Annotated in this window: 24 protein-coding genes; 6 read left to right on the top strand and 18 right to left on the bottom strand. The window is 74.9% G+C overall.

All coding sequences use genetic code 11. The annotated features are described in order from the left end of the window. Nucleotides 1–356 precede the first annotated feature (356 nt). Together ABT238_RS12850 and ABT238_RS12845 are read left to right on the top strand one after the other, a co-directional pair. The gene (locus ABT238_RS12850; RefSeq protein WP_350563105.1) at nt 357–1,601 is read left to right on the top strand and encodes a cytochrome P450; all 1,245 of its coding nucleotides are present in this window, start codon (nt 357–359) and stop codon (nt 1,599–1,601) included. 5 nt (nt 1,602–1,606) lie between these two features. Beyond that, nucleotides 1,607–1,801 carry a ferredoxin gene (locus ABT238_RS12845; RefSeq protein ID WP_350563103.1) on the top strand — a complete coding sequence of 65 codons (195 nt, stop codon included), beginning with the start codon at nt 1,607–1,609 and terminating at the stop codon, nt 1,799–1,801. 42 nt (nt 1,802–1,843) lie between these two features. Here the strand turns inward: ABT238_RS12845 and ABT238_RS12840 are convergent, their stop codons facing one another. The 5 genes from ABT238_RS12840 to ABT238_RS12820 all read right to left on the bottom strand — a co-directional run bounded on the left by ABT238_RS12840 (nt 1,844) and on the right by ABT238_RS12820 (nt 6,290). Then, nucleotides 1,844–2,299, bottom strand: a complete 456-nt coding sequence (locus ABT238_RS12840) for a carboxymuconolactone decarboxylase family protein (RefSeq protein WP_350757106.1) — start codon at nt 2,297–2,299, stop codon at nt 1,844–1,846. A 286-nt stretch (nt 2,300–2,585) separates the two neighbouring features. Further along, nucleotides 2,586–3,236 carry an HD domain-containing protein gene (locus tag ABT238_RS12835; RefSeq protein WP_350757103.1) on the bottom strand — a complete coding sequence of 217 codons (651 nt, stop codon included), beginning with the start codon at nt 3,234–3,236 and terminating at the stop codon, nt 2,586–2,588. Continuing rightward, complete coding sequence (locus tag ABT238_RS12830; protein WP_350757100.1) at nt 3,233–4,417, bottom strand: MFS transporter; 1,185 nt, start codon at nt 4,415–4,417, stop codon at nt 3,233–3,235. Before ABT238_RS12830 ends, ABT238_RS12835 begins: the two co-directional genes overlap by 4 nt. 59 nt (nt 4,418–4,476) lie before the next feature. Next, nucleotides 4,477–4,950, bottom strand: coding sequence for an RrF2 family transcriptional regulator (locus ABT238_RS12825; RefSeq protein WP_350757168.1), 474 nt, complete (start codon nt 4,948–4,950; stop codon nt 4,477–4,479). Between the two features lie 275 nt (nt 4,951–5,225). Beyond that, nucleotides 5,226–6,290 carry a hypothetical protein gene (locus ABT238_RS12820; RefSeq protein WP_350757097.1) on the bottom strand — a complete coding sequence of 355 codons (1,065 nt, stop codon included), beginning with the start codon at nt 6,288–6,290 and terminating at the stop codon, nt 5,226–5,228. On the opposite strand from ABT238_RS12820, the gene ABT238_RS12815 reads away from it, so the two are divergent. Continuing rightward, nucleotides 6,277–6,552: a hypothetical protein gene (locus tag ABT238_RS12815; RefSeq protein ID WP_350563091.1), complete on the top strand. Its 276-nt coding sequence runs from the start codon at nt 6,277–6,279 to the stop codon at nt 6,550–6,552. The two genes, ABT238_RS12820 and ABT238_RS12815, sit on opposite strands and share 14 nt — an antisense overlap. Nucleotides 6,553–6,596: 44 nt before the next feature. Here ABT238_RS12815 and ABT238_RS12810 read toward each other — a convergent pair whose 3' ends face one another. Together ABT238_RS12810 and ABT238_RS12805 are read right to left on the bottom strand one after the other, a co-directional pair. Beyond that, the gene (locus ABT238_RS12810) at nt 6,597–7,136 is read right to left on the bottom strand and encodes a hypothetical protein (protein WP_350563089.1); all 540 of its coding nucleotides are present in this window, start codon (nt 7,134–7,136) and stop codon (nt 6,597–6,599) included. Beyond that, nucleotides 7,120–8,394 carry an FAD-dependent monooxygenase gene (locus ABT238_RS12805; RefSeq protein ID WP_350757095.1) on the bottom strand — a complete coding sequence of 425 codons (1,275 nt, stop codon included), beginning with the start codon at nt 8,392–8,394 and terminating at the stop codon, nt 7,120–7,122. The genes ABT238_RS12810 and ABT238_RS12805 overlap by 17 nt, the downstream gene beginning before the upstream one ends. Before the next feature lie 136 nt (nt 8,395–8,530). On the opposite strand from ABT238_RS12805, the gene ABT238_RS12800 reads away from it, so the two are divergent. Both ABT238_RS12800 and ABT238_RS12795 read left to right on the top strand, forming a co-directional pair. After that, nucleotides 8,531–9,235: a TetR/AcrR family transcriptional regulator gene (locus ABT238_RS12800; RefSeq protein ID WP_350563085.1), complete on the top strand. Its 705-nt coding sequence runs from the start codon at nt 8,531–8,533 to the stop codon at nt 9,233–9,235. 46 nt (nt 9,236–9,281) lie between these two features. After that, entirely contained in the window at nt 9,282–9,416 is a 135-nt protein-coding gene (locus tag ABT238_RS12795) for a hypothetical protein (RefSeq protein ID WP_350757092.1), read from the top strand. On the opposite strand, the gene ABT238_RS12790 is transcribed toward ABT238_RS12795, so the two are convergent. From ABT238_RS12790 to ABT238_RS12770, 5 genes are all read right to left on the bottom strand, one after another. Then, nucleotides 9,413–12,328 (bottom strand): bpX6 domain-containing protein, encoded by a 2,916-nt coding sequence (locus tag ABT238_RS12790; protein WP_350757089.1) that lies wholly within the window; start codon nt 12,326–12,328, stop codon nt 9,413–9,415. The two genes, ABT238_RS12795 and ABT238_RS12790, sit on opposite strands and share 4 nt — an antisense overlap. After that, a complete protein-coding gene (locus tag ABT238_RS12785) occupies nt 12,325–14,067 on the bottom strand; it encodes a hypothetical protein (RefSeq protein ID WP_350757086.1) in 1,743 nt (580 codons plus the stop codon). Before ABT238_RS12785 ends, ABT238_RS12790 begins: the two co-directional genes overlap by 4 nt. Then, complete coding sequence (locus ABT238_RS12780) at nt 14,064–14,495, bottom strand: bpX5 domain-containing protein (RefSeq protein WP_350757083.1); 432 nt, start codon at nt 14,493–14,495, stop codon at nt 14,064–14,066. The genes ABT238_RS12785 and ABT238_RS12780 overlap by 4 nt, the downstream gene beginning before the upstream one ends. Further along, nucleotides 14,492–15,661, bottom strand: a complete 1,170-nt coding sequence (locus tag ABT238_RS12775) for an AAA family ATPase (RefSeq protein ID WP_350563077.1) — start codon at nt 15,659–15,661, stop codon at nt 14,492–14,494. The genes ABT238_RS12780 and ABT238_RS12775 overlap by 4 nt, the downstream gene beginning before the upstream one ends. Before the next feature lie 115 nt (nt 15,662–15,776). Then, nucleotides 15,777–17,159: a PucR family transcriptional regulator gene (locus tag ABT238_RS12770; protein ID WP_350757080.1), complete on the bottom strand. Its 1,383-nt coding sequence runs from the start codon at nt 17,157–17,159 to the stop codon at nt 15,777–15,779. Nucleotides 17,160–17,407: 248 nt separating this feature from the next. Here ABT238_RS12770 and ABT238_RS12765 point away from each other — a divergent pair, with 248 nt between their 5' ends. Then, nucleotides 17,408–18,379 (top strand): alpha/beta hydrolase, encoded by a 972-nt coding sequence (locus ABT238_RS12765; RefSeq protein WP_350563073.1) that lies wholly within the window; start codon nt 17,408–17,410, stop codon nt 18,377–18,379. Nucleotides 18,380–18,397: 18 nt separating this feature from the next. Here ABT238_RS12765 and ABT238_RS12760 read toward each other — a convergent pair whose 3' ends face one another. The 6 genes from ABT238_RS12760 to ABT238_RS12735 form a co-directional block, all read right to left on the bottom strand. Beyond that, nucleotides 18,398–19,378 carry a helix-turn-helix transcriptional regulator gene (locus ABT238_RS12760; protein ID WP_350563071.1) on the bottom strand — a complete coding sequence of 327 codons (981 nt, stop codon included), beginning with the start codon at nt 19,376–19,378 and terminating at the stop codon, nt 18,398–18,400. A gap of 166 nt (nt 19,379–19,544) precedes the next feature. After that, nucleotides 19,545–19,688, bottom strand: a complete 144-nt coding sequence (locus ABT238_RS12755) for a hypothetical protein (RefSeq protein WP_350757078.1) — start codon at nt 19,686–19,688, stop codon at nt 19,545–19,547. Nucleotides 19,689–19,758: 70 nt separating this feature from the next. After that, nucleotides 19,759–20,484: a respiratory nitrate reductase subunit gamma gene (gene narI / locus ABT238_RS12750; protein WP_350563067.1), complete on the bottom strand. Its 726-nt coding sequence runs from the start codon at nt 20,482–20,484 to the stop codon at nt 19,759–19,761. Nucleotides 20,485–20,498: 14 nt separating this feature from the next. Beyond that, nucleotides 20,499–21,110: a nitrate reductase molybdenum cofactor assembly chaperone gene (gene narJ / locus ABT238_RS12745; protein WP_350563065.1), complete on the bottom strand. Its 612-nt coding sequence runs from the start codon at nt 21,108–21,110 to the stop codon at nt 20,499–20,501. Beyond that, nucleotides 21,107–22,738 carry a nitrate reductase subunit beta gene (narH, locus tag ABT238_RS12740; protein ID WP_350757075.1) on the bottom strand — a complete coding sequence of 544 codons (1,632 nt, stop codon included), beginning with the start codon at nt 22,736–22,738 and terminating at the stop codon, nt 21,107–21,109. The genes narJ and narH overlap by 4 nt, the downstream gene beginning before the upstream one ends. Continuing rightward, nucleotides 22,738–26,469, bottom strand: a complete 3,732-nt coding sequence (locus ABT238_RS12735) for a nitrate reductase subunit alpha (RefSeq protein WP_350757165.1) — start codon at nt 26,467–26,469, stop codon at nt 22,738–22,740. The genes narH and ABT238_RS12735 overlap by 1 nt, the downstream gene beginning before the upstream one ends. Between the last annotated feature and the right edge of the window lie 116 nt (nt 26,470–26,585).

Here is a 26,585-nt window from a genome sequence, read left to right as displayed (position 1 = left end):
GATCCGCCGCCCAACCCGGCCGACGGGAGGGCCACTTGGGCGGCGAGCGGGGCGGCTCACGGTAGATGCGGCCCCGGCGACAGCACCTCGATGCCAGGGCGGCGCCAAATACGGTTGCGGCGGCGCCAGTATGGCGCCATGATGGCTCCGGGCGGCTTCCCGAACCGGTCGCACTGGAGGTCGGCGCAGCGGAGCCGCGCCCACAAGCCGGCGTGTCGACGAGGTAGTTGCCGCCACACGGCCATGGCGTCATGCGTGACGCCAATGGCGCCATATCCACACCACAGCTGCACCACACATGCACCACACATGCACCCCACGATTCACGCCGCGTCCCGCTCCCCTCGGAGGACACCATGCAGCACGAACCGTCGACCACCGCCCCGGTGACGATCCCCACCCAGCGCGCCGCCGGCTGCCCCTTCGACCCGCCCGCCGGGCTGGCGGAGGTGCGCGAGCGCGACCCGCTGGCCCGGATGACCTACCCGGACGGCCATGTCGGCTGGCTGGCCACCGGCTACGCCGTCGTCCGGACGATCCTGGCGGACCCGCGCTTCAGCTCCCGGTACGAGCTGATGCACTACCCGTTCCCCGGCGGCCCCGAGGGCCCGATCCCGCCCGCCCCCGTCGGCGACATGACCGGGATGGACGCGCCCGAGCACACCCGCTTCCGGCGGCTCCTGGCGGGCAGGTTCACCGTCCGCCGGATGCGCCGGCTGACCGACCGGGTCCAGGAGATCACCGCCGATTGCCTGGACGCGCTGGAACGCGGAGGCCCGGGCACCGACCTGGTCGAGGCCTTCGCCCGGCCCATCCCGGCGTTGATGATCTGCGAACTGCTCGGCGTGCCCTACGCCGACCGCGAGCGCTTCCAGAGCCACGCCCACACGCTCATGTCCATGGACGCGGCACCGGAGGACCGGTACGCCGCGATGACCGGGCTCCAGGAGTACATGGCGGAGCTGGTCGCCGCCAAGCGCGCGGAGCCGTCCGACGAGGAGCCCTCCGGCGAGGGGCCCTCCACCGACCTGCTCGGCGAGCTCGCCCGCGACTCCGACCTCACCGACGAGGAACTCGTGGGCGTCGGCGGCTTCCTGCTCGCCGCCGGGCTCGACACCACGGCCAACATGATCGCCCACGGCACCTTCGCGCTGCTGAGCCACCCGGCCCAGGCCGAGGCCCTGCGCGGGGCCCAGGACCTGGCACCCGAGGCCGTGGAGGAGCTGATGCGCTACCTGACGATCGCCCACACCGGTATCAAGTCCGCGCTGGAGGACGTCGAGCTGGAGGGCCGGCTCATCAGGGCGGGCGAGAGCGTCACCCTCTCCTTCGAAGCGGCCAACCGCGATCCGGAGCGCTTCCCCGACCCCGACTCGCTCGACCTGGGCCGCAGGGCCACGGGACACCTGGGCTTCGGCCACGGCATCCACCAGTGTCTGGGCCAGCAGCTCGCGCGCGTCGAGCTGACGGTCGCCCTTCCCGCCCTGTTCGAACGCTTCCCGACGCTGCGGCTCGCCGTGCCGGCCGAGGAGGTGCCGCTGCGCACGAACATGAACATCTACGGCGTGCACCGCCTGCCGGTGACCTGGGACGAGGGCTGACCGCCATGGAACTCCACGCCGACCGCACCCGCTGCATCGGTGCCGGCATGTGCGCCCTGACCGCCCCGGCGGTGTTCGACCAGGACGAGGAGGAGGGCCTCGTCGTCCTGCTGGCGGCTCACCCACCGCAGGACTCCCACCCGGCCGTCCGCCTCGCCGTCGGCGGCTGCCCGGCCGCGGCCCTCGCCCTCACCGAGTAGCCGCGGCCGGGTCACCCCACGGCCGTGGTGCCGTCCTCGCGCCTACCAGGTGGTGCCGGCGGGCTGGCGGGTGGTGGCGTTGATGCGGTTGAAGAAGTTGGTCAGGCTGATCCAGAGGACGAGGGAGGCCAGCTGGGGCTCGGAGAAGTGCGAGGCCGCCGCGTTCCAGACGTCGTCCGGGACGACGGCCCGGTCGGCGAGCCGGGTCACGTACTCGGCCAGTTCCAGCGCGGCCCGCTCGGCGTCGGTGAAGAACGGCGCCTCCCGCCACGCCGCCACCGCGTGCAGCCGCTCGTCGCTCTCGCCGTTCCTCTTGGCACTCGTGATACCGGCGAGGACGCAGTAGCTGCACCCGTTGATCTGGCTCGCCCGCAGGTGCACCAGTTCGAGGACGCTCTCGGGCACGCCGCCCTTCTTCGCCGCCTTGACCAGGCCGAGGATCGCCGGCATGGCCTCGGGGATCACGACCGCCGGATTGGCCATACGCGCGTCGTTCATGGGTCCACCACTCTCCCGTTCGGGTTCCTGTTCGGTCACCGCACTGACGGAACCCGACGGGAGAGTGTGACAACCACGGAGCGGGGTGGGTCGTGGCCCGGGGACTCGCCTACGACGACCCCCGACACACCTCTTCGTCGTCGATGGGCACACCCGGATGACGCTCGCGTCGCCGGAGCGGGCTCTTCGCATCGTCGCGAGACGGCCGGGCCTCTCCGCCGGACTCGTCCGGCTCGCGCAGCCCGGCGTCGCCGCTTTCGACCGGCTCGAAGCCGCCTGAAAGCCGTCACGGGGAGCCCTCGTAGTCGTCCCATCCCGCCGATCGGGCGAACTGCTCCCAGGTCGGCCGGCTCCCGCCGGTGGCCTGGCGGACGAGTTCGCCCTGCATGGTGAACGGCGGCGCCTTCCGGGGATTCTCCAACGCCTGGTTCACGATGCTGTCGTGCAGCACCGCCGCCGCTCGCAAGCGGGGGTGGGCCCGGTGGACACGGTCCGCGTAGCCGGGCGGGAGCCTGTTCGGTCCGCCGCCCAGATCGAAGCCCGCGCCGAGGGCGACGAGGGCGATCTCAGGGCGCTTGCGCTCGGCGATCTCGCGGTCCATGTGCAACGCGATCGCGTCCCACACCACCTCCCTGCGATCCGACGCCACCCCCTCCTCCCGCAGGAAGCGGACGGCCAGGTCAGCGCCGTCCAGCTCGAACCGCTGGTCCCCGTTGCCCTCCGCGCTCAGCCCGCTGTCGTGCAGCAGGCAGCCCAGGAACAGGAGTTCGTCGTCGTAGTCGTGGTCGGGCCGCAGACCGCGCTGCTCGCCGAGGAGACGTCCGTAGAGATACGTCCGCACGCTGTGGTGGAAGAGCGCGGCCGGCAACAGACTCCGCGCATGGGCCAGGGTGCGCCGCGCGAGTTGGGTGGCGGGGAGGCCCAGATCGTGGTTCACCAGGACGCAGTCCGTTCTCCCGCTGTGAGCAGCAGGTAGACGAGAGCGAGAACGGCCAGACCGGCGGCCGTCGCGTACATCGTGACCGCCCCCGAGCGGGCGGTCAGGCCGCCGGTCAGGGTACCGGCGCCGATACCCGCGTAGATGGCGGAGGAGTTCAGGGCGACCACCAGCGGCGCCTCCCCCGGGGCGGCCGCGATCAGGCGGTGCTGCTGCGGGGGCGTCTGGCACCAACTGCCCGCTCCCCAGGCCACCATGAGCACTCCGACCAGCACCGGCATCCGCACCCCGCCCGCCGCCAGGGCGCCGAGGCCGGCCAGCCCGGCGGCCATCAGCACGTACCCGACCCGCAGCACCCGTACGCCGCCCACCCGGTCGGTGGCGAGGCCGGCCCCCAGGTTCCCCAGCACCGCGCCGATGCCGTAGAGGCCCAGCGCCCACGCCGTGTCGCGGGCCGTCAGGCCGACCGCCGCGAGGGCCGGCACGCTGTACGCGTACACGGTGTACGCCGCCGCCATCCCCAGCACCGTCAGCGGCAGGATCGCCCGCACGGCCGGGTGCCGCAGCACGGCGAGCCGCTCGCGCAGCGGGACCCGAGGGTTTCCGGGCAGGTACGGCAGCAGCGCCGCCACCGCCCCCGCGACCAGCAGCGCCAGCCCCGCCACCGCGCCGAGCGCCCACCGCCACCCCGTCCACTCCCCGACCACCCCGCCCAGCGGCACACCCAGCGCCGTGGCGACGGTCAGCCCGCCCACCACCACCGCCAGCGCCCGGGCCCGCCGTTCCGGCCGGACCAGGGAGGCCGCCACCGCGCCCGCGTTGGGCGTGAACGCCGCCGCGGCGGCCGCGGCGGCCACCCGGGACGCGAGCAGCACGCCGAAGTCCGGTGCCAGCGCGGAGGCGAGGTTCGCCGCCCCCAGCCCGACGAGCGCGCCGACCAGGAGCCGGCGGCGCGGCAGCCGGGCGGTCAGGGTGGCGAGCACCGGTGACAGCAGCGCGTACGCGGCCGCGAAGACGGTGACGGCCTGGCCGGCGGTGGCCGTCGGAACGCCGAGGTCGGCCGCGAGTTCGGGCAGGAAGCCGGCCACCACGAAGGCGTCGGTGCCCACCGCGAAGGTGCCGAGCGCCAGCGCCGGGACAGCGCCGCGCGCACCCCTCCCCCTTAACGAGACATCAGACATCCCGATTCCCCTCCGTGAACAGGCCCGACCGAGGAGGGCCGGGCCGAAGCGATGTGCCGTCAGGAGCCGAGGCGCTCGTGGTAGCGGCGGATCCGGGCCGGGGCGCCGGGCGGGCCGGCGGCGAGCAGGTCGGCGATCGTCTGCGCGGCCAGCTCGCGCCGCCAGGCGAGTTCGGCGCGCCGCATCGCCCCCGCGACGCCGCACGGCTTGGCGAACTCCCCCTCGCGCGCCTCCACCCCCGCGCCGCGCTGCCGGATCTCGGTGCAGCGGAACGCCTCGGTCGTCCCCTCGGCCGCCGCGACCACGTCCATCAGCGTGATCCGCTCGGGCGCCCGCCCCAGCCGGTACCCGCCGCGCGCGCCCGCCACCGAGGTGAGCACCCCGGCCTTGACCAGCGGCTGCAGCCGCTTCTTGAGATACACCGGCGGGAGTTCGAAGATCTCCGCCAGCCGCCCGGCCGGAATCGGCGCCTGCTCGTCGAGCCACGCCAACGCCAGACAGCAGTGCAGGCCCCACTCCACGCCTTCACCCATCAGCACAATCGGGATACTACACATCCCCATATCTCTCGTCACCCCGAACGGCGGCAGCCACACACCCGGCGGCGAAGTATCCGGCCGGCACTGTGGCTTCACGCCAACTCCGTGCCCCCGGTGGCGACAGTCCTGGAAGGACGGCCATCTGCACCCAGTGCCCGGTAGATGCCCGTTCACCGAGGGGTTGCGCCCCTTGCGAGAGGCGGTGTCGGGCCCTGCCAGTGTGGACTCGCGGATGTTCTCCCGCTCGGCACCCTGCGGGAAATGGCGGCTCAGCCGGCGCGCGCGGTCCACTCCGGCGGCGTCCACAACCGGGCATCGGCGCTGCCGACCTGGATCAGCGTTCCGGCATGCCGATCCTGACGCGCCGGGCGGAACCCGTCGATCGCGAACACCTGCTGTCCGCTGGTGATGTCGACGCCCTGCAGACCGGCCTCGTCGGAGATCAGCAGATGCTCTCCGTCGGTGAAGAAGCCGAAATCGCCGACCGGCCAGGGGAACGTCGCGACCGCCTTGATCCATCGGACGCCCGGCGAGCGCAGTTCGATCGAGGTGGGGTCGAGGACGTGGACGGTACCGCTGCCGGCATCGTCCCGGTCGTACACCGCGATCCGCCCGTCGTCGATCCACACCGCCGGCCGGTTCCAGTCCGAGACCTCGGGATACACCGCATAACTGGGCCCGCCCTCGGACTCGTACGGGTTGTCGTGCAGCCAGGCGGTCAGGCTCCACACCGCCGGCATCCCGCACGGCTGCCACACCCAACCGCCGTCGTAGACACGCGTCCCGTCAGGACTCAGCGACAGCGCGCCGTGGAAGTAGTCGAGGTCGTACTCCGCGTCTTCCTCATCCCCGTCCGGGGTGTCCCGCGCCGTAAGCACCTCGCCGGACGCGAGATCGGTGACATCCAACCGGTTCCAGTCCGTGCGATGGACGACAACCGGCCGGCCAGCGTGTTCGGCGAACGCCAACGCGAACGGGACGGTTTCACAGCAGTAGTCCCCGCCGTCCAACGTCAACGCCGGCGAGCCGGTGGTGAGATCGACGACGGTGCCGTACCGACCGCGGTCCTGAACCACCGCCGCCCAACGGCCGCATCGGGACACATGAAGCCGCAGTCGAACGCCGCCACCGTATTCGGACGCCGGCCTCTCCTCCCGATACCGGGCCACGTCCCGCACCTCGCCGGTCGTCGGCGTCCACCGCGCCAGCCGTCCGTCCTCGGACAGCACCAGCCACGCCGGCCCCGCGTCACCGAGGGCCGCCGGCAACGCTGCCACATCCACGACCGGCCGCAGCGCGTCGGGAACTGCCACGTCCACCGTGATCGTCGCCATACTGACCCCCTCGGTGCGCCCGTGCGACCCCCCGCGGCAACGTGAACAGCAGGTGACACGGCACCGTATCGGCGAAGCCGGTGAGCGCCGCGATGCCGGTCACGGCGGTGAGGTCGGCACGGATCTGGTCCATGTCGGGCTCGGCCGCTTCGCAGCCGGCCCCACTGGTCAGGCGTCAGTGTATTCGGCGATGATGTCCCGCAGGCAGGCCAGTCCCGCGCGGGCCTGGCCGGGCGACGGCTCACTGGATCTGACCAGCTGAGCGAAGGCCGGACCGGCCGGGCACCCAACGGGCCGACCGCAGGGTCAGTTGTCGTCCGTCATCGCCAGCGCGTCCGTGATCAGGCGGGTGGCGAACTCCTGGTCGTCGCCGGCCATCCGGTTGATCTGCTCGGCGAGCAGGACGGCGGTCGCCTCCAGCGGGTTCATCTCGGCGCGGGTCCAGTCGCCGTACTGGGCCCGCCAGAGGTTGGGGCTCAGACCGGTGCCGGAGGCGATCAGCAGCGCGGCCATGGTGGGGATGACCTCGGGGCGGAAGGTGTTGGGCATCATGCGCATCGTGGCCACCAGGGTGGGCACCACGTGTTCGATGACCTCCTTGTCGTGCCGCGCGCAGACCGTCCGCAGCCAGTCCATGTACATGTAGATCAGCGTGCAGACGCCGTCGAGCAGCGCGTCGGCGTCCGCCGCGGTCATCGACCGGACGAAGTCGTCGGCCATCCGCTGCCGTTCGGGATCGCTCCCGGCCTTGCCGTCGTAGATGGCCTTGAGCCGCGAGTCCATCACCATGACGGCGGTGGCCACGTCACCGGCACGGGCGTAGGAAGGGTCACAGGGCGACGTCACAGGAGTCCTCCTCAACCGGCCGCACTGGGTAGCGGCGCGTGTTCGTAGGGTAGTCCTCCCCGGATGGGCGATAGGCCGGATTCTCCCGCCCGGCCGGATGGTCCGGCAGGTCGAGCGTGCTGACCCGCTTGCCCGACTCCAGCATCCGGTCGAGGATCCAGCGGCGGTTCAGCAATCCGTTGCGCACCCTCAGACCGGTGGCGGTGGCGGGGGCCAGGAAGGGGCCGGTGCGGTCGCCGCCCTTCTGGCAGCCGCGGGCGTAGGCACGCAGGATCTGCTCGTAGCGGGCGAAGGCGGTGCGGTGGTCGCCGCGGGAGCGGACCAGTTCGCCGGCCAGGACGTAGGCCGCGACGACCGCGGTACCGGTGCCCATGCCGCCGATGGTGGCCCCGCAGGCGGCGTCGCCGAGCAGCGCGATCCGGCCGGTGGACCAGGTGGGGACATCGGCCCGGCTGATCGAGTCGAAGTACAGCTCGGGGGCCTGCTCCAGGCTCGCCAACAGCCTTGGCACCTCCCAGCCGAGGCCCTCGAAGGCGTTCCGGATCAGCGCCTTCTGCCCGGCCGGGTCGTGGCGGTCGTAGCGGAGTTCGGGCGAGGCGAAGAGGAAGAAGGCACCCGCTCGCGCCGGGTCGCGGTGGTCGGCGCCGGCGGCGGCGAGCCGGCCGGGGACGTTGAGCCCGACCGAGCCAGGCGGCAGGCCGAGGTCGTTGGGCAGCTGCCAGGTGGCGGCGTAGTAGCCGAGGTGGCGCACGTAGCGCTCCTCCGGGCCGAAGGCGAGCCGGCGGACGGCGGAGTGCAGCCCGTCGGCGCCGATCACCAGGTCGAACTCGCGGGGCGCGCCGTGGCGGAAGGTCACCCGGACGCCGGTGGGCGTCTCCTCCAGGGCGGTGACCGTGTCGCCGAAGAGGTACTCCGCGCGCGGGAGGCTGTGCCGGTACAGCACCTGGGCGAGTTCGCCGCGCGGGACCTCGATGTCCCCGCCCGCGAAGTCGGCCGGCAGGTGAAGGAGCCGGCGGCCGCGCGGGTCGACGAAGGTCATCGGGCTGCCGCCGGTGTCGAGCGCGCGCAACTCGTCGAGCACACCCATCCGTTCCAGCACGGTCAGGTGGGTGTCGCCGCGGAAGTCAACCGCCTGGCCGCCGCCGCGAAGGGCGGGCGCCAGCTCGACGAGGGTGACCTCGAAGCCGTACCGCCCCAGCCAGTGGGCCAGCGCGGGGCCGGCGATGCTCGCGCCCGAGATCAGGACCCTGGTGCTCATGGGAACCACTCCGTCCACGGGGCCGCCGGATAACTGCGTCCGACGGACACTGTTTATTGCTGTGTACGGTAGACACAGTTGGGCCGCCCCGCAAGGGCCGGGCGGGAGCGGGCGGGAAGACGGGACGGAGCGGACAGTGGGCGAGGAAGTGAACGCGGCGGTGCGACTGCTCTGGGGGCCGCCGGCGAAGCCGTCCCGGGGGCCGAAGCCCGCGCTGAGCCTGGCGAGGATCGCCGCGGCGGGCATCGAGGTCGCGGACGCCGAGGGCCTCGGCGCCGTCTCGATGCAGAAGGTGGCGGGACTGCTCGACTTCACCAAGATGTCGCTCTACCGCTACGTGCCCGGCAAGGCCGAACTGGTCGCGCTCATGGTGGAGTCGGCCGTCGGCGAACCGCCGGCGGCTGCGGACGGGCTCGGCTGGCGAGAACAACTGACTTACTGGGCAGAGCAGTTGGCAGCGTCCTTCGACGAGCACCCGTGGCTGCTCGACGCCACCGTCGGCCCCCGGGTGATGGGCCCCCGGGAACTCGGCTGGCTGGAACGGGTGATGGTGGCCCTGGACGGCTCGGGACTGAGCGGCGCCGAGCGGATGGACGCCGCCGTGCTGCTGACCGGCCACATCCGGAGCATCGCCCAGCAGGCCCGCGCGACGCGCCCGGACGGCCGGCCCGAGGCGGAACTCCTCTCCCTCCTCGGCCCGCTCGTCCACCGCCACGCCGACCGCTTCCCCGCGCTCGCCGCCGCCCTGGCCTCACCGGACGGCCGGGACCAGGCACTGGACTTCGGCCTGGAGCGGATCCTCGACGGCCTGGAAGTGCTGATCGCGCGCCGGGCGGGGTGAGCCGGAAGACGCCCCCGGCTGACGGCCCGCCGCCCCTTCCGGCGAGTTGTCCGTCCGGATCCTGCGGCGGCGCGCTCCCGAACGCCTCTTCACCGCGTCACCGGGCCACCCGGTGGCGCTCACCGTCGACACCGGCAACCGCCCCGGCGGGTGCCGGCTGCAGCTCCGGCTGAACGTCTAGCGGGCCGTCACCCGGAGGTTGGCGAGGAGGGTGGTGCCGTCGGCGGAGGTGGCGAGGACGCGGCCGGAGCGGTGCCAGTAGGTGACGGCGCCCGCGTGGCGGCGCACGCCGATCCCGGGGCCCGAGGCCTCCGGGAAGAGCAGGGAGAGCGCGGGGTCGGCGGACGGGCCCGTGCCGGCGTGGACGCGCAGGTCCGCGCCCTCGGGGACGGTGAGCGCCCAATGGTCGCCGTCGGTGGCGGGCGCGGAGCGGGCGAAGCCGTCGACGCGCAGTTCGGCGGGCGGGAGATCGGAGGACCAGCGCAGGACCGTGTGCTCCGGCCCGCCGTGACCGGGGCCGGTCTCCGGCTCGGTGCTGAGCAGGCTGCCGTCGGCGAGGGCGGCGAGGTCGAAGAGGTCCTCCAGGAGCGAACGGGACATCAGGTCGGTGAGCACGTCGTCCACCCGTCGGCGCCCGCGCAGCTCCCAGCCCGGCAGGTCCCAGCGCCACACCTCGGTGAACGGCATACCGCCGACCAGTCCCGAGTACACGACGGCCGCGCAGCTGTCCGGCGTGCGGGCGATGCCGAACACCAGCCGCTGGTCGCGGCCGAGTTCGCGCCACACCACGGTCGGGCGCGGGGTCAGGGTGTCGAGGACGACGATCCCGTCCTCGTCCGAGGCGACCAGGTGCCGGCCGTCGAAGGACGGCGCGAGCTGCCGGGCCCGCAGGGTGGTCCACGGCCGGACGGTGCGGGTCACGAGGTCGAGGCGGGCGAACCCGCGCAGCTCCGGGCCGTGGTCGGCGACCAGCAGCGCGCTGCCGCCGTGGTCGGCGAGGACGAGCCGGTCGGCGGGGGCGTCCCAGTGGGCGCGGGTGCGGCCGTCGGGGGCGAGCAGCCGCACGCCCGCCTGGCCGCAGGCGACCAGCAGGGAGCCGGAGGCCAGCAGGGCCGCGTCCAGGACCGGAAGCGTGCCCGGCCGGTCGGCCGCGGTGTACGCGGGGGCGGCCGTGCTCAGGCGGGGCAGCGGACGGGGGCGGGCCAGGTCGGCGGCCACCAGGGGGTCGGCGCGGCGCAGCAGCCGGTCGAACAGCGTCTTCTCGACCGCCTCCCCGCGCCCGCCGTGGGCGCCGCCGAAGCCGCCGTCGCGGACGGCGGCCCGGGCGGCGGCGGTGGCGAGTTCGCGGTCGGTGGCCTCGTCGGCGGCCGGCAGGTCGGCGAGCGCGGCCGTCAGGGCGGAGCGGCCGGTGGTGTGCGGGTCGCCGTCGCCGTCGAGGACGGCGCGGGCCAGGGCGCGGGTGGCGTCGCCGGCGTCCAGCGCCAGCAGGTACGGCAGGGCCCGGCCGCGGGTGGGACCGCCGAGGGCGACGGCGTCGCGCAGGTCGGCGACGATCGTGGGACGCAGCCCCGCGTCCGGCCAGGCCGCCTCGACGGCGCCGAGCCGGTCGCCGGCCGCGCGGCAGTGCTCGGCCCAGGCCGCGCGCAGGGCGCGGGCGGCCTGCGGGTCGGTGGCGGCCAGGCGGTCGACGGCGGTGGCGAACGCGCCGCGGCGGTGGGCGATGCGGACGGCGCGCTCGTGCTCGCCGGCCCGCCACCAGAGGCGGACCACCAGGTCGGCGGCCAGGTCGCGGCCCTCGGCGAGTTCGGCGGCCTGGGCGCGGCGGTCGTGCCGGTCGAGCAGGGCGACGGCCTCGGCGGGCGCGTCGAGCAGGTCGGCGAGGACGAAGGCGGCCTCGTCGATCCGCCCCTGCTGTTCCAGCCGTTCGGCGGCGCCCCGGTAGAGCGCGGTGAGGTGCTGATGGGCGGTGCGGCCGTGGAACGCGGCCTGGGCGGCCGGGCGGCCGGTGGCCGGGGTGGCGCGGAGCGGGCCGGCGAAGCGCTTGGGCAGGGCGAGGGAGAGCCAGGTGCGGGTGGCCGCGCCGCTCCGCCGCGCGGAGGCCAGCGGGAGGGCGTCGCGCAGGGCGTCCTCCCAGCGGTGCTGCTCGAACGCGCGGGTGAGTTCGCGCAGGTAGCGGGCGTGCCGTTCGTGGAGCAGGTGGGCGGCGGGGGTGCGCAGGGCGAGGCGGGCCAGCAGGTCGCCCAGCCAGGGGACGCGGACGCCGCGGCGGCGGCGCGGGGCGGCCGTGCCACCGGCGGCGGCGCCCCCGGTGCCACCGGCCGCGCCACCGGCCGCACCGCTGCTCCCGGCGCTCCCGGCGCTCCCGTCGTCGGCCGCAGCCCTGCCGAAGACCACGCGGTGGGCGAGGGCCGCGACGGCGCACGCGACCACCACGCCGGTCGGGTCGAAGCCCCGGTCCGCGATCAGTCCGAGGCCGTAGAGCACCACGAGCAGCAGCGGCAGCACCACCATCAGGACGACGACGACGGTCGCGCTGCGCGGGTCCATGGCGATCTGCGGACCACCCCGCCGCCGGGACCGCGCGCCGGTGGCGGTCGGCGCCTCGGCGGGCGGCTCCTCGGCGGTCAGCCGCCGGGCGCGCTCGGAGGTCGGCCGGATGCCGGCCGCCGCCCTCAGGTCCGGCCGGGGAACCGCGGGCAGCGACTCCTCGACGGGCGCCGCCTCGGGCACCGGGGCGACGCCGAGCGGGCGCGGCCGGTGCGGGGTGACGCCGGTCAGCAGCAGCCAGCCGGACGGGTCCACCTCGGGCAGTTCGTCCAGCACATGCGTGGCGCGGCCCAGGACGGCCCGGCCCGGACCGGCGGCGCCGGCCGGCACCCCCGGCGCGGTCAGGGCGCCGTGCCCGGTGCGCTCCAGCGGCAGGCCGGGGGCCCGGCCGGCCCGGGTGGGGACCGGCTCAGGCAGCGTCAACAGCCAGCAGCCGTCGGGCAGTTCACGCAGCCGGGCACCGTCGCGCCACAGCGCGAGGACGCGGTCCGCGGCCTCCGCCGCACCGATCAGCGGCACGTCGAGGACGAAGCCTGCGGCGTTCACTCGTCTCTCCCGAACAGGTGGTGGACCCGGCCGGTGGTGGCGTCGCCGACCACGATCCGCCCGAAGTGGGTCTCGGCCGCGATCAGCGGCAGGGTGGGGTGCACGGCGGGCGCGGTGGTACCGCCGGAGAACCGGCTCAGGGTGCGCACGCCGTCGGCGCGGATCGCCCGGACCATGCGGCCGCCGGGCGACCAGGTGATCAGCATCGGCTCGCGGCCCGCGTGGACCAGGCCGATCACCTCGGCCTGCTCCCGGAACGTCAGCCGCCGTTCGTCACCGAGCCTGCTCCACAGCGTCCACCGCTTGCCGTCCTCCGACCAGGCGGCCGTGCCGCCCGCGTGCAGCAGGTGCCGGGCCCGCACGGCGTCCGGCTGCGGGGTGCGCTCGAACAGGCGCGGCTCGCGGAACCGGTCGAAACCGCGCTCGCGTTCGGTGCCGCGCCCCACCGGCCCGTCGTCGGTGACGGTGCCGTCGGGGGCGATCCGCCGCCAGCGTCCGGCGGCCGGGACGAGCAGGTCGCCCCCGGCGCGCAGCAGCGGCAGCACCGGGCGTGCCGCCAGCCGCTCCACCAGGCCCTCGTCGAGGCCGAGTTCGGCCGGGTCGACGATGAGGTCCTCGGGGCCGGCGAGCGGACGGCCGCTGACGTACCGGTGCACCCGGCCGCGGACGAGGTGCAGGGCGATCAGCCGGCGCCCGAACCGTCCGGCGGCGATCACCTGGCCGCCCGGGCGGTGCGCCTTGGACTGTACGGCGGTGCGGTGCCGCTGCTCGACGTCGCGCACGTCCACGGCGACGAGCGTCCGCGCGTCCCGGCCCCGGGTGAGCAGGAACGGCGCCTCGGTGGTGAACGCGGGCAGGCCGCGCCCGAGCGCGCCGGTCTCCCGGGGCGGTGGGGTGACGGCCGTCGGGCCGCCGCGCCGGAACTCCGCGCCGCGCAGCGCCCGGACGGCGATGTCGGCGGCGGGCAGCGGCAGTTCGAACTCCGTGCCGTCGAGGCGGACGGTGACGTGGCCGGCGCCCGCCGGGCCCCAGCGGGTCGGCTCGCTCACCAGCACGCTCGGACGGCCGAAGCCGTCCCCCGGGAGGCGGTCGGCGAGCCGCTCGGCTCTCCGCTCGGCGAGCCGGTCCGCGAGCCGGGGCGAGGTGAGCAGCCAGGCCCGGTCGGCCGCCTCCAGCGTGGCGGCGGCGAACTCCACGTCCTCGGGGGTCGGTTCGGCGGTGCGGCGGGCCGCGAGCCAGGCGGGCAGCAGTTCGGCGGGCTCGCCGCCGAACCAGTGCACGGGCTCGTCGCCGAGGACGCCCACCAGCAGTTCACCGCCACGGGCGGCGGCCCGGCGGTGCAGCACCAGCAGGGCGGCCAGCTGGACCAGCCGGCCGGCCCCGGCCTGCGAGGGCCCGGCGTCCACCATCGCGACCGTCCGGCCCCGGACGGCGGGAGTGGTGAACTCCGGCGCCAGGTAGAGAAGTTCGCGGTCGACGTAGCGCCGCAGGAACTCCTCGGGGTGTTCCTCGGCGAGCAGCCACTCGGCGGGCAGCAGGTGGTCGGGCCGCCCGGCCCGGCCGATCCCGCCGACGCCGTCCGGCTCCCCCGGTCCGTCGGCCACGGGTTCGCGCGCGCCGACCAGCGTGTCGAGCCGGCGCAGCAACGGCCCGAGGGCGGCGGCCAGTTCGGGGCTGAGCGCGGAGAGCGACCCGGCCCAGGAGGCGAGTGGGGCCGGCAGCCGGCCGGCGGCGTTCACCCGGCCCGCCGGGTGTAGGGCGTGAGCGCCTCCGGGTCGGCGGCCGGGGCGGGCGGGGCGGCGACGAGGGCGTGGCCGGGGACGAGCACGCAGAGCTCGCCGGGCTCGGCGCCCAGGGCGGTGCGCCACAGGGCGGGCGCGGGCCAGGGGCGGGCGGTGGTCGGGACGAGCAGCTCGCCGTCGTGGCCGAGGTAGCGGGCGCCGTCCGACCACGGGAGGTCGCGCTCCGCCCCGAGGACGAGCAGCGTGGTGTCGTCGGCGAGGACGCCGAGCCGGGCGCCGTCGGTGAGCCGCTCGCGGGTGGCGGCGGCCAGCGCGGGGACGGCGGCGCCGACGGCGAGCACCGCGGCGGCGGCCAGCGGCGGCTCGCGGCGCTCCCAGCGCAGGGCCACCGGCGGCGGCGCGGGCGGAACGCGGTCGGCGGTCATCGGGGCGCGACCGCCGCGACCAGTTCGGCGCGTATGCCGGCGAGCGCGGCGGGCAGGTCGGCGGGGGCGAATCCGGCGTCGATCTCGCGCAGCGCGGCCTCCAGCCGCAGCCGGGAGTCGCGGCCCTCGGGCAGGTCGCGGTGTTCGGCGAGCAGGGCGGCGCCGGTGCGGGCGAGCCGTTCGGCGCGGGCGGCCGTGCTGCGGGACAGTTCCTCGGCGGCGTGCGCGAGGGAGTCGTTGGCGGCCTTCTCGATGAGGTCGCCGAGGGTGTCGCGGGCCAGCGCCTGGGTGTCGGCGGTGGGGGCGATCAGCGGCAGGACCCACAGGTCGCGGGCGGTGGCCGTGTCCCGGCCGTCCAGTACGGCGGCGGCCGCGACCAGCCGCTGCGAGCGCACGGCCCGCCGGTCGCCGACGGGGACGCCGGCGGCGCGCAGCCGGCGCAGCGCGGTGGCGAGCAGCGGGGTGACGCCGTCGAGGTCGCAGGCGCCGGCGGCGGCGGTGAGGCGGTCGAGCGCGCCGAGCACGTCGCCAGCGGCGACGGGAGCGGGAGCGGCCGGGCGCCGGCCGGCCTCCAGCAGTTCCTCCAGCCGGGCGTCGGCGACCGGTTCGACGAAGACCCGGGCGAGGAAGCGGTCGGCGAAGGCGTCCAGTGCCGGGTCCTCGGGCAGGTGGTTGGCCGCGCCGACGCAGACCCGCAGCGGGCTGGCGAGGACGGTGCCGCCGCGCCGGAAGACCCGCTCGTTGAGCAGGCCGAGCAGGGTGTTGAGGACGGCGGTGGAGCCGAGGAAGACCTCGTCGAGGAAGGCGATCTCGGCCTCGGGCAGCATGCCCGCCGTCTCGAACTCGACCCGGCCCTCGCGCAGGCCGCGCAGGTCGACGGGGCCGAACAGCTCGTTGGGTTCGGTGAAGCGGCCGAGCAGGTACTCGAAGTACCGGCCGCCGAGCTGCCCGGCCACCCGGCGCACGGCCTGCGACTTGGCGGTGCCGGGCGGGCCGACGACGAGCAGGTGCTCCCCGGCGACGGCGCAGAGCGCGACCACTTCGGCGACCGTCTCGCGGTCGACCATGCCGTGCCCGGCCGCGGCGACGGCGGCGCCGACCTGTTCGGCGTCCGTGCGGAGCGCGGCGCGGCGGACGTCGGGCGGGGTGCTGGTGTCGGTGGTCACGAGCACCGGAGTCTACGGTGGCCGGACCAGCCGTCACCAGCGGGTTTCCGCCGGCCGCCGGCCGCTGCCCCGGCGCACCCGCGCGGGGCTGCGCGCCCGGCGCACCCGTGTGGGACTACGCGGCCTCGACCTGGCGGTGGTGACCGGCCGTGACGGACCGTCCGGCCGGGCCGCTCCCGGCAGGAGTTCGCCGCGCCTGGAGCGGGACGCGGTCCTCGCCCGGCGCGGTGGCCGGTCCCTGGAGCCCGCCGTCCTCGCCGAACACGTCCAGGGACGCGAGGAGTTCCCGCACCCGCAGGCCCAGGTGCAGGGTGATGCGGTCCGCGCCGTTGTCCAGGTCGAGCCCGGTGATCTCCTGGATCTGCCGCAGCCGGTAGTACAGCGAGGTGCGGTGGATCTCCAGTGCTTCGGCGGTCCTGGGGATCGATCCGGCATGGTCCAGGAAGCACCGCAGGGTCGCCTCCAGGCGGGGTCCGTTGGCGCAGTCCAGCAGGGCGCTCAGCGGTTTGGGGACGAGCGACCCGTTCAGCGCGCGGTCGGGCAGTTGCAGCAGCACGGCGAACTCCCCGAGCTCCTCCCAGGAGCCGACGCCCCGCAGTCCGGGCATCCGCTGCGCCGCGCGCGCCGCGACGAGGGCCTGCTCGTAGGAGGTCCGGGCGTCGGCGAGGCCCGGCTGCCGGGCGCCGATGCCGATGACGGGGGCGGCCGAGGCGTCCAGCCGGGGAGCGAGGGCCCGCAGGATGTGCGCGGACTGCTCCCGGAGCACGTCCTCGTGCAACGGCCGGTCGGCGAGCTGGAGCAGGACGGCCCGGTCCGCGGCGACCGCGATGGCGCCGTCCGCCGACCGGGTCCGGCGCAATCCCTCCAGTGCCCCGCGCAGTGCGGTGGCCACCTGCCCGGGAGGCACCCGGGAGCCCGTCACCTGCACGACGCTGACCACCGCGTGGGGGGCGTCCGGGAGCAGCGCGTCGCCCACGAGCCGCTTCCGGGCTTCGGCGCGGGCGGCGGGGCTCGCGTCCAGCAGCGACAGGACGAGTTCCTGCTCCCTGGCCGTGCCGGCGTCGGCCGAGACATGGTCGGCGTACAGCTGGCCGATCACGGCGGGCGTCGCCCGGGCGATGGCCTCGGTCTCCTCCGGAGCCAGTGCCGATTCCGGTGCGATGACCGTCAGCAGGCCGAGGAAGTGGCCGCGCTCGCGCAGCGGCACGCAGTAGCGGGGAAGCAGCCCGAGATCGTCCCGGCCTTCGAGGAAGCCCGGCCCGGCCCACCGCGCGACGCCCTGGTCGAGGACGTGGCGGGCGACCTCGCTGCTCGCCCGTCCCTGCAGAAGGCTGTGCAGGCGCGCCGGGTCCGCGTCGCCGAAGTGCCGGCTGGAGCAGATGCGCCGGCACCACGGGTCGGTCAGCGTCACGGAGCGGTGGAGCGACTCCGCGAGCTCCTCGACCAGTTCCTGCAGCGCGGCACTGCGGACGGGGGCTCGCCACCGCTGGTCGGTCATGGCAGTCCTCATGTCGTCGTCGTCCCTCCGGTTCCGCGTCTCCTGGGGACACGGTGGCACTGGCGCGATGCCCCACGGTGCACGGTTCTTGTCCGTCTCTGCGGGGGATGCCGGGCCGGGGTGCATCCGGCGCGGACCTGCCTCAGGCTGATGGCCGCGGTGTCGCCCGGTCGTGTCGCCGGCACCGCCCCGGTCTCCCGGGGGAGGCGTGGACCGGAGCGTGAACCGCCCCCTGTCGAGGAGTGCTCGTGCAAGAAGACGTTCAGGTTCCCTGGGTGCCGCCCGTCCTCGGGTGGCAGACCCGTGCCTTCCTGGAGTCCTGTCGCTGGCCCGCTCCCCCGGGCGCCGACGGCGCCGCGTCCAGGGCCCGCATGGCGGCCCTCTGGAACGGCGGCCCGGAGGAGCCCGAGGTCGAGGAGGAGTGGCTGGCGCTGCCGGGAGAGGAGGGGAGCCGCATCCGGGTGAGGATCCTGCGTCCCGCGGGTGCTCCCGGGCCGCTGCCGGTGGTGCTCTACCTGCACGGGCTCGGCTGGATGCTCACCGACGCCCACGCGCACCGGCAGCTGGTGACGGATCTGGCCCTCGGAGCGGACGCGGCCGTGGTGGTACCCGAGTACGACGCACCGGAGCAGGCCCGCCACCCGGCCGCCGTCGAGCGGGCCTACGCCGTGGCCGGGTGGCTGGCGCGCGACGGCGCGGGGTGCGGACTGGACGGCAGCAGGCTCGCGGTCGTCGGCGTCAGCGCGGGCGCCCAGCACGCGGCCGCGCTCGCCCTCGTGGCGCGGGAGCGCCGCGGGCCGGGCTTTCGTCACCAGGTGCTGGTCTGCCCGGTGACCGACGCGGCGATGGACACGCCCTCCTACCACCGGTTCGCGGAGGGGTACTTCCTGAGCCGCGCCGTCATGCGCGACTACTGGCAGCGGTACGCCCCGGACCCGCGGGACCGCGCGCAGGGCGCCGTCTCACCGCTGCGCGCGCCCCTGCGGTGCCTCGCCGGCCTGCCGCCCGCGCTGGTCATCACCGCCGAGGCCGACGTCCTGCGCGACGAGGGCGAGGCGTACGCGGCGCGGCTGCGGCAGGCGGACGTGCCGGTCGTGTCGGTCCGCTATCACGGCACGATCCACGGATTCGTCCTGTTCGACCTGCTCCGGGGCACGGAGGCGTCCGGGGCGGCCCGCATTCAGATCACGGACACCCTGCACACCGCCCTGCACACCTGACGGCGCCCTCCCGTCAGGTCACGCCGGCCCGTCGACGGGGAGGGTGCCGCCGAGCCGCCGCCACTCGCTCGGGGACACCCCGTAGGCCGCCTGGAAGCGGCGGCTGAAGTGGCTCGGGCTGCCGAACCCGCACCGGGCGGAGACCGCGGCGATGGTCAGCCGGTCGTACCGCGCGGAGGCCAGCATGCGCCGCGCCTTCCCGAGCCGCTCCGCGATGAGCCACTGCTCCAGGCTGATCCCCGCCCCGCTGAGCAGCGCGTAGAGCCGGCGGACCGAGACGGCGTGCTCGGCCGCGATCCGCTCCGGCGTCAGGTCGCGGTCCGCGAGGTGGGAGCGCGCGAAGGCCATGATCCGGGTGAGCAGGGTGTCGTCCATCGTCGACCTCACCTCGGCGCTCTCCTCGGCGTGCGCGGCCGACAGGAGCAGGGCGCGGACGAGTTCCGTCGTCGCGGACGCCAGCGCCTGCGCGCCGGGATCGGCCTCCAGCCGGCCGGGATCGCGCCACACACCCCGCAGGTGCTGCAGCACCAGGCCGTACATCGGACTCGCGCGCAGCTGCAGGGACGCCCTCACCACCGTGTCCACCGGCACGCCGAGGCGGTGCATGTCGAACATGACGGACTGGGACGCCCCGTCGCCGGACCAGCCGTACACCCGGGGCGACAGCTCGTGGAAGACGCAGATGTCGTCGGAGCCCAGGATCTCCCGGCGGCCCGCGATCTGGGCCCGGTGCACACCCAGGGGCTGGAGCGAGACCGAGACCACCGGGCTGCTCCGGTGGTGGCGTACGTGCTGGGCCGTCCGCCGCACCTCGAAGCCCGAGTTCCGGGTGGCGAAGAGGTCCAGCCCGCCGACCCGCCAGAGCTCCATGCGCGCGTGGATGCCGCGCTCCGGCTCCTCGTGGGCGACGTCGTTGGGCACCAGCGAGTCCGTCAGCGCGTGATGGAACGCCTCCACCCGTTCACGCGGCGGCACGGTGTCGAGGTCGAGCAGCAGCACACAGTCTCCCCTGGAAGATCGTTTCCAGCCAGTCTGCCGCACCGGCCGGCGCCTTCGGCCGCGGCGGACTTCCAGGGCGGAGGGGGGCACTCCCGGGCAAGAAGTCGTGCACTCACAGGTGGTACCGGAGGACGGTGGAGCTGTCCCGGGCGCGCTCCCGTGCGCTTCAGAGGTTCGGCCATCCCTCCCGGTTGGAGCAGGACTCGTTGTCGTAGCGGTGTCGTGGTCCCACGCCGATCAGGCCGATCAGCTGCCAGAACCGCGCCCAGGGCAGCTCGGCCACCCCTGCCCGGTCGATGGTGGTGCTCATGGTCGCTTCCGGTCCGTGCGCGGTGTGTTCGGAACGGATCGTGGCACACGCCACCGACAACGGGCGGCGGTCAGTCGTCGATCTGCTCCCAGCCGCGCCGCACCGGGCTGCCGGCGGGCTGCCGCGGATCGCGGCCGCGGTAGACGATGTACGGGCGGAACAGGTACTGCACGGGGGCGCTGAACATGTGCACCAGGCGGGTGAAGGGCAGCAGCGCGAACAGCAGCAGGCCGACCACCGCGTGCACCTGGAACGCGACCGGCACGTCCGCCATCCGGTCCACGTCGGGGCTCAGGGTGAACAGGCTGCGGGCCCACGGGGCGATGGTGGAGCGGTAGTCGTAGCCGGAGTCGAGCGAGGAGTGCATCAGCTTGGCGACCAGGCCGAGCACGATCGCCGCCAGCAGCACCACGTACATCAGCTTGTCGTTGCGGGTGGTGGCGCGCAGCACGGCGGGGTTGCGGCGCCGGCGGTAGAGCAGCACGAGGATGCCGGCGACCGCCAGGAAGCCCGCCGCGCAGCCGGCGAAGAGCGAGAGCAGGTGGTAGGCGTGCTCGTCGAGGCCGACGGCGTCGGTCCAGGAGGCGGGCACGAACAGGCCCATGAGGTGGCCGGCCAGCACGAACAGGATGCCGTAGTGGAACACCGGGGAGGCGATGTTCAGCAGCCGGGACTCGTAGAGCTCGGAGGAGCGGGTGGTCCAGCCGAACTTGTCGTAGCGGTAGCGCCAGACGAGTCCGGAGACCAGCAGGGCGGCCGCGATGTACGGCAGCGCGCCCCAGAGGAAGGTGTCCATCGGTGGTTCTCCGGTCAGGTGGGCAGGACGGGCAGCAGGCCGAGGTGCCCGTAGGGCGGGACGTCCAGGCCGACCTCCTCGCGCGGCGGCCCGCCGCGGGCCAGCGCCAGCGCGGCGGCGCGGTCCCTGGGCGAGGCCCCGGGCAGCGTGGCGCAGACGGCGGTGAGCACGTCCGCGTACGGCGTCCCGTGCTCGGTGAGGGCGAGCCGCAGGAGTTCCAGGGCGGGCCGGTGCCCGCGCAGCAGCGTCTCGTCGCCGGTGGCGGCGGTGAACTCCAGGACGGCGGGCAGGAAGTCGGGCAGGTCCTCGCCGGTGAACTCCAGGCCGTGCGCCCGGTAGGCGGCCTTGAAGCGCAGCAGGGCCTCGCCGCGCCGCCGGGTGTCGCCGTCGGTCCACCAGCTGAGGTGCAGGCTGTGCCGCTGGGTGAAGTCGAAGACCTCGACGTAGTGGCGGGCGCGTTCGCCGAGCGGGCGGCCGCCGGCCCAGCCGAGGAAGGCCCGCAGCGGCGCGGCGGCGGTGTGGCGGACCGGCCGGAGCAGTTCGGCGAGCGGGTGCGGCGGGGCGTCCGGGTAGCAGAGGCAGTCGGCGGCGGCCCGGCGCACCAGCGCCCGCGGGTCGGCGCTCACAGCGAGGGCTCCTCGCGCGAGTCGGCGGCGTCCCCGGGCGGCGCCGGGCGGTCGGCGTTCTGGCGCCGGCGCAGCCCGTGGAAGGTCTCGACGGTGACCAGCGGCAGCGAGCGCCGTCCCGATCCGGCGCCGAACGGGCCGTCGGCGCCGCCGGGTTCCCCGTCGGCGTGGTCGAGGCCGCAGCCGGCGGGCAGCGTGGACTCCTCCAGCCGTTCGGCGTCGGCGCGGGCGGCGGTCGGGATGACGTAGCGGTCCTCGTACTTGGCGATCGCGAGCAGCCGGAAGAGGCCCTCGATCGAGGTGGCGTCGAGTCCGACGGCCTCGGCGGCGGCGTGGTCGGGCTCCTGGCCGAGGTTGACGGCGCGCTGGTGGGCGCGCATCGCGGCGAGCCGGTCGAGGGCGGCGCGCACCGGGCCGGGGTCGCCGGCGGTGAAGAGTCCGGCGAGGTACTCGACGGGGATGCGCAGGGCGTCGATCGCGCCGAAGAGGTTCCCGGCGTCCTCGCCGTCGTGCCCGGCCGCCGCGACCTCCTCGACCACCGGGGAGAGCGGCGGGATGTACCAGACCATCGGCAGGGTGCGGTACTCGGGGTGGAGCGGCAGCGCGACGCGGTAGGTGCTGACGAGCGCGTGCACGGGCGAGCGGCGGGCGGCCTCGATCCAGTCGTGTGCGACGCCGTCGCGCTCGGCGGCGCGCCGCACCTCCGGGTCCCCGGGGTCCAGGAAGACGCCCAGCTGCGCCTCGTAGAGGTCGTGTTCGTCCTCGACGGAGGCGGCGGCGGTGACCCGGTCGGCGTCGTAGAGCAGCACGCCGAGGTAGCGCAGCCGCCCGACGCAGGTCTCGGAGCAGACGGTGGGCAGGCCGACCTCGGTGCGCGGGTAGCAGAAGGTGCACTTCTCGGCCTTGCCGGTGCGGTGGTTGAAGTAGATCTTCTTGTACGGGCAGCCGGTGACGCACTGGCGCCAGCCCCGGCAGCCGTCCTGGTCGACGAGGACGATGCCGTCCTCGGCCCGCTTGTAGATCGCGCCGGAGGGGCAGGCGGCGGCGCAGGCCGGGTTGAGGCAGTGCTCGCAGATCCGGGGCAGGTAGAACATGAAGCTCTGCTCGTACTGGAAGCGGATCCGCTCGCCGACCTCCCGGCGCATCCGCTCGACGTTGGGGTCGGCGGCCGCGTGCTCGGGGGCGCCGCCGAGGTCGTCGTCCCAGTTGGGCGACCACTCGACGGCCATCGGCCGGCCGGTGATCAGCGAGTGCGGCCGGGCGACGGGGTAGTCCTCGCCGAGCGGGGCGTCGGTGAGGGCGCGGTAGTCGTACGTCCAGGGCTCGTAGTAGTCCTGGAGGGTGGGCATCACGGGGTTGGCGAAGATCGAGGCGAGCTTGTGGAGCCGCCCGCCCTGGCGCAGTTTGAGCCGGCCGCGCCGGTCGAGCCGCCAGCCGCCGCGCCACTTCTCCTGGTCCTCGTAGCGGCGCGGGTAGCCGAGGCCGGGGCGGGTCTCGACGTTGTTGAACCAGACGTACTCGGTGCCCCGGCGGTTGGTCCAGGTCTGCTTGCAGGTGACCGAACAGGTGTGGCAGCCGATGCACTTGTCGAGGTTCATCACCATGGCGAGCTGGGCCATCACGCGCATCAGTACCGCACCTCCTGGCCGCGTCGGCGGATCACCGTCACCTCGTCGCGCTGGTTGCCGGTCGGTCCGAGGTAGTTGAACGCCCAGGACAGCTGGGCGTAGCCGCCGATCAGGTGGGTGGGTTTGAGCAGCACCCTGGTCAGCGAGTTGTGGATGCCGCCGCGCCGCCCGCCGGTCTCGGCGCGGGGCACGTTCACGGTGCGCTCCTGCGCGTGGTGCATGTAGACGGTGCCGGGCGGCATGCGGTGCGAGACGACGGCGCGGGCGACGACGACGCCGTTGCGGTTGACCGCCTCGATCCAGTCGTTGTCGGCGACGCCGATCGCGGCGGCGTCCTCGACCGACATCCAGATCACCTGCCCGCCCCGGGAGAGCGCGAGCATGAACAGGTTGTCCTGGTACTCGGAGTGGATGGACCACTTGTTGTGCGGGGTGAGGTAGCGGACCGTCACCTCGCGTTGTCCGTCGGGCCCGAGGGCCGGTTCTCCGAACAGGCGGCGGATGTCGAGCGGCGGCCGGTAGACCGGCAGGGCCTCGCCGAGTTCGTGCATCCAGTCGTGGTCGACGAAGAAGTGCTGGCGTCCGCTGAGGGTGTGCCAGGGCTTGAGGTGCTCGGTGTTGAGGGTGAACGGGCTGTAGCGGCGCCCGCCGGACTCGCTGCCGGACCACTCGGGCGAGGTGATGACCGGGGCGGGGGCGGCCTGGGTGTCGGCGTAGGAGATCCGGCGGCCCTCGTGCTCGGCGGCCAGGTGCGCCAGCTCCCGTCCGGTGCGCCGTTCCAGGGTGCGGAAGCCCTGGGTGGCGAGCCGGCCGTTGGTGGTGCCGGAGAGGGCGAGCACGGTGTCGGCGGCCTTGACGGCGGTGTCCAGGGCCGGTCGGCCGTCGGCGGGGCCGCCGCGCACCACGCCGTTGCGGGCCTTCAGCTGCTCGACCTCCTCCCCCGGGTGCAGCACCACGCCCTTGGCGGGCAGGCCGAGTCGCTCGACGAGCGGGCCGAGGGAGGCCATCTTGGCCGCCACCGCGGTGTAGTCGCGTTCCACGACGGCGAGGTTCGGCATGGTGACACCGGGGACGGGCTCGCAGGCGCCGTCCCGCCAGTCCAGGTCGGTGCCGCCGGGCTGGGCGGTCTCGCCGGGGGTGTCGTGCTGCAGGGCGGTGGCGACCAGGTCGTGCCGGGTGCCCAGGTGGCCCTGGGCGAGTTCGCCGAAGCGGGCGGCGATCGCGTGGAAGGCGTCGAAGTCGGTGCGGGCCTGCCACGGCGGGTCGACGGCGGGGGCGAAGGAGTGCACGTAAGGGTGCATGTCGGTGGAGGAGAGGTCGTGCTTCTCGTACCAGGTGGCGGCGGGCAGCACGACGTCGGACAGCAGGGTGGAGGAGGTCATCCGGAAGTCCAGCGAGAGCAGCAGGTCGAGCTTGCCCTCGGGGGCCTCGGCGTGCCAGCGGACGTCGCGCGGGCGGACGTCCTCGCCGGCCTCCTCGGCGCGCAGCGAGGAGTGGGTGCCCAGCAGGTGCCGGGTGAAGTACTCGGCGCCCTTGGCGGAGGAGCCGAGCAGGTTGGCCCGCCACAGCGTCAGCACCCGGGGCCAGTTGGCCGGGGCGTCCGGGTCCTCGCAGGCGAACTTCAGGCGCCCGGCGCGCAGTTCGGCGACGACGTGGTCCTTGGGGTCGCGGCCGAGGGCGCGGGCCTCGTCGGCGAGGTCGAGCGGATTGCGGTCGAAGGTCGGGTAGGAGGGCATCCAGCCGAGGCGGGCGGAGCGGGCCAGCAGGTCGACGGTGGCCAGGCCGCGGAAGCGGCCGGTGCCGAGCGGGGAGGCCAGCACGTCGGCGGGGTAGGTGTCGTAGCGCCACTGGTCGGTGTGCAGGAAGAACCAGCCGGTGCCGATCGCCTGCCGGGGCGGGCGGGACCAGTCCGAGGCCCCGGCGAGGGTCGCCCAGCCGGTGATCGGCCGGCACTTCTCCTGGCCGACGTAGTGCGCCCAGCCGCCGCCGTTGCGGCCCTGGCAGCCGGTCAGGGCGAGCAGGGCGAGGAAGGTGCGGTAGATGGTCTCGGAGTGGAACCAGTGGTTGGTGCCGGCGCCCATGAGGATCATGCAGCGGCCCCGGGACTCCTCGGCGGTGCGGGCGAACTCCCGTGCCACCCGGGCGGCCTGGGCGGCGGGCACCGAGGTGTGGCGCTCCTGCCAGGCGGGGGTGCCGGGGGTGTCCGGGTCGTCGTAGGAGGCGGGCCAGCGGCCGGGCAGCCCCTCACGGCCGACGCCGTACTGGGCGAGCAGCAGGTCGTAGACGGTGGTGACCAGCGCGCCGCCCTCCAGGCGCAGCGCGGGCACCCCCCGGCGGACGGTGTCGCCGCGGCCCTGGCCGTGCGCGCCGCCGTCGGTGTCGAAGCGCGGCAGCAGCACCTCGACGGGGGTGGTGCCCGCCTCCCCGTGCAGGGTCAGCCGCGGGCGCAGCTCCTCCAGGTCGAGGTTCCAGCGGCCCTCGCCGGAGGCGGTCCAGCGGAAGCCGAGCGAGCCGTTGGGCACGGCCGGGCGGCCGGTCGCCCCGTCCAGGACGGCGAGCTTCCAGTCGGCGCCCTCGCCGGTGTCGCCGAGGTCGCTCGCGCGCAGGAACTTGGCGGGGGTGTACGCGCCGTCCCGTTCGGTCAGGGTGACCAGGAAGGGCAGGTCGGTGAAGCGGCGGACGTAGTCGTCGAAGAACGGGGTGGTGCGCTCGACGAAGAACTCCCGCAGGATCACATGGCCCATGGCGAGGGCGAGCGCGCCGTCGGTGCCCGGGTGGGGGTGCAGCCACTCGTCGGCGAACTTGGTGCTGTCCGCGTAGTCCGGGGAGACCGCCACCACCTTCTGGCCCCGGTAGCGGGCCTCGGCCATCCAGTGCGCGTCGGGGGTGCGGGTGACGGGCACGTTGGAGCCCCACATCATCAGGTACGCGGCGTCCCACCAGTCGCCCGACTCGGGCACGTCGGTCTGGTCGCCGAACACCTGCGGGGAGGCCACCGGCAGGTCCGCGTACCAGTCGTAGAAGGAGAGCATGGTGGCGCCGATGAGCGAGTGGAAGCGGGCGCCGGCCGCGTGCGAGACCATCGACATCGCCGGGATCGGCGAGAACCCGGCGATCCGGTCCGGGCCGTAGGCCTTCACGGTGTGCACCTGCGCGGCGGCGACGATCTCCACCGCCTCGTCCCAACCGGTGCGCACCAGGCCGCCCTTGCCGCGGGCCTGCTGGTAGGCGCGGCGGCGCCGCGGGTCGCCGGTGAGCTCCGCCCAGGCCGCCACCGGGTCCCCCAGCCGGGCCCGCGCCTCCCGGTACAGCTCCAGCAGCACGCCGCGCACGTACGGGTAGCGCACCCGGGTCGGCGAGTAGGTGTACCAGGAGAAGGCTGCGCCGCGCGGGCAGCCGCGCGGCTCGTACTCGGGGCGGTCGGGGCCGACGGAGGGGTAGTCGGTGGCCTGGGTCTCCCAGGTGATGACGCCGTCCTTGACGAAGACCTTCCAGCGGCAGGAGCCGGTGCAGTTGACGCCGTGGGTGGAGTACACGACCTTGTCGTGGCTCCAGCGGTCCCGGTAGAAGGCGTCGGCCGCCCGCCCGCCGGTGAGCCGGACGCTGTGCAGGTCGGGCGCGGGCGTCCCGGGGCGGAAGAAGCGGCCCGCCTTCAGGAACGCGGCACCGGGCTCGCTCGTCGGCTCGCGCACGTTGACACCCTCCGCTTCCGGGCCGGACCGTCTGCCCATCGAAACCGCGCCGGTGCGCCGCCGCACCCGGAAGGGGTTCCACCGGGTGACCCGGCCGCCGCCGGGGCCCCGGTCCGGCGCCGCCCGGTGGCCGGGCCCGGGTCCGGGCGGTGCCA

It is taken from the genome of Kitasatospora sp. NPDC001527 (assembly GCF_040298605.1).
Taxonomy (GTDB): domain Bacteria; phylum Actinomycetota; class Actinomycetes; order Streptomycetales; family Streptomycetaceae; genus Kitasatospora.
The sequence above is the reverse complement of the archived record's forward strand: the minus strand, read 5'-3'. Positions and strand labels throughout refer to the sequence as shown.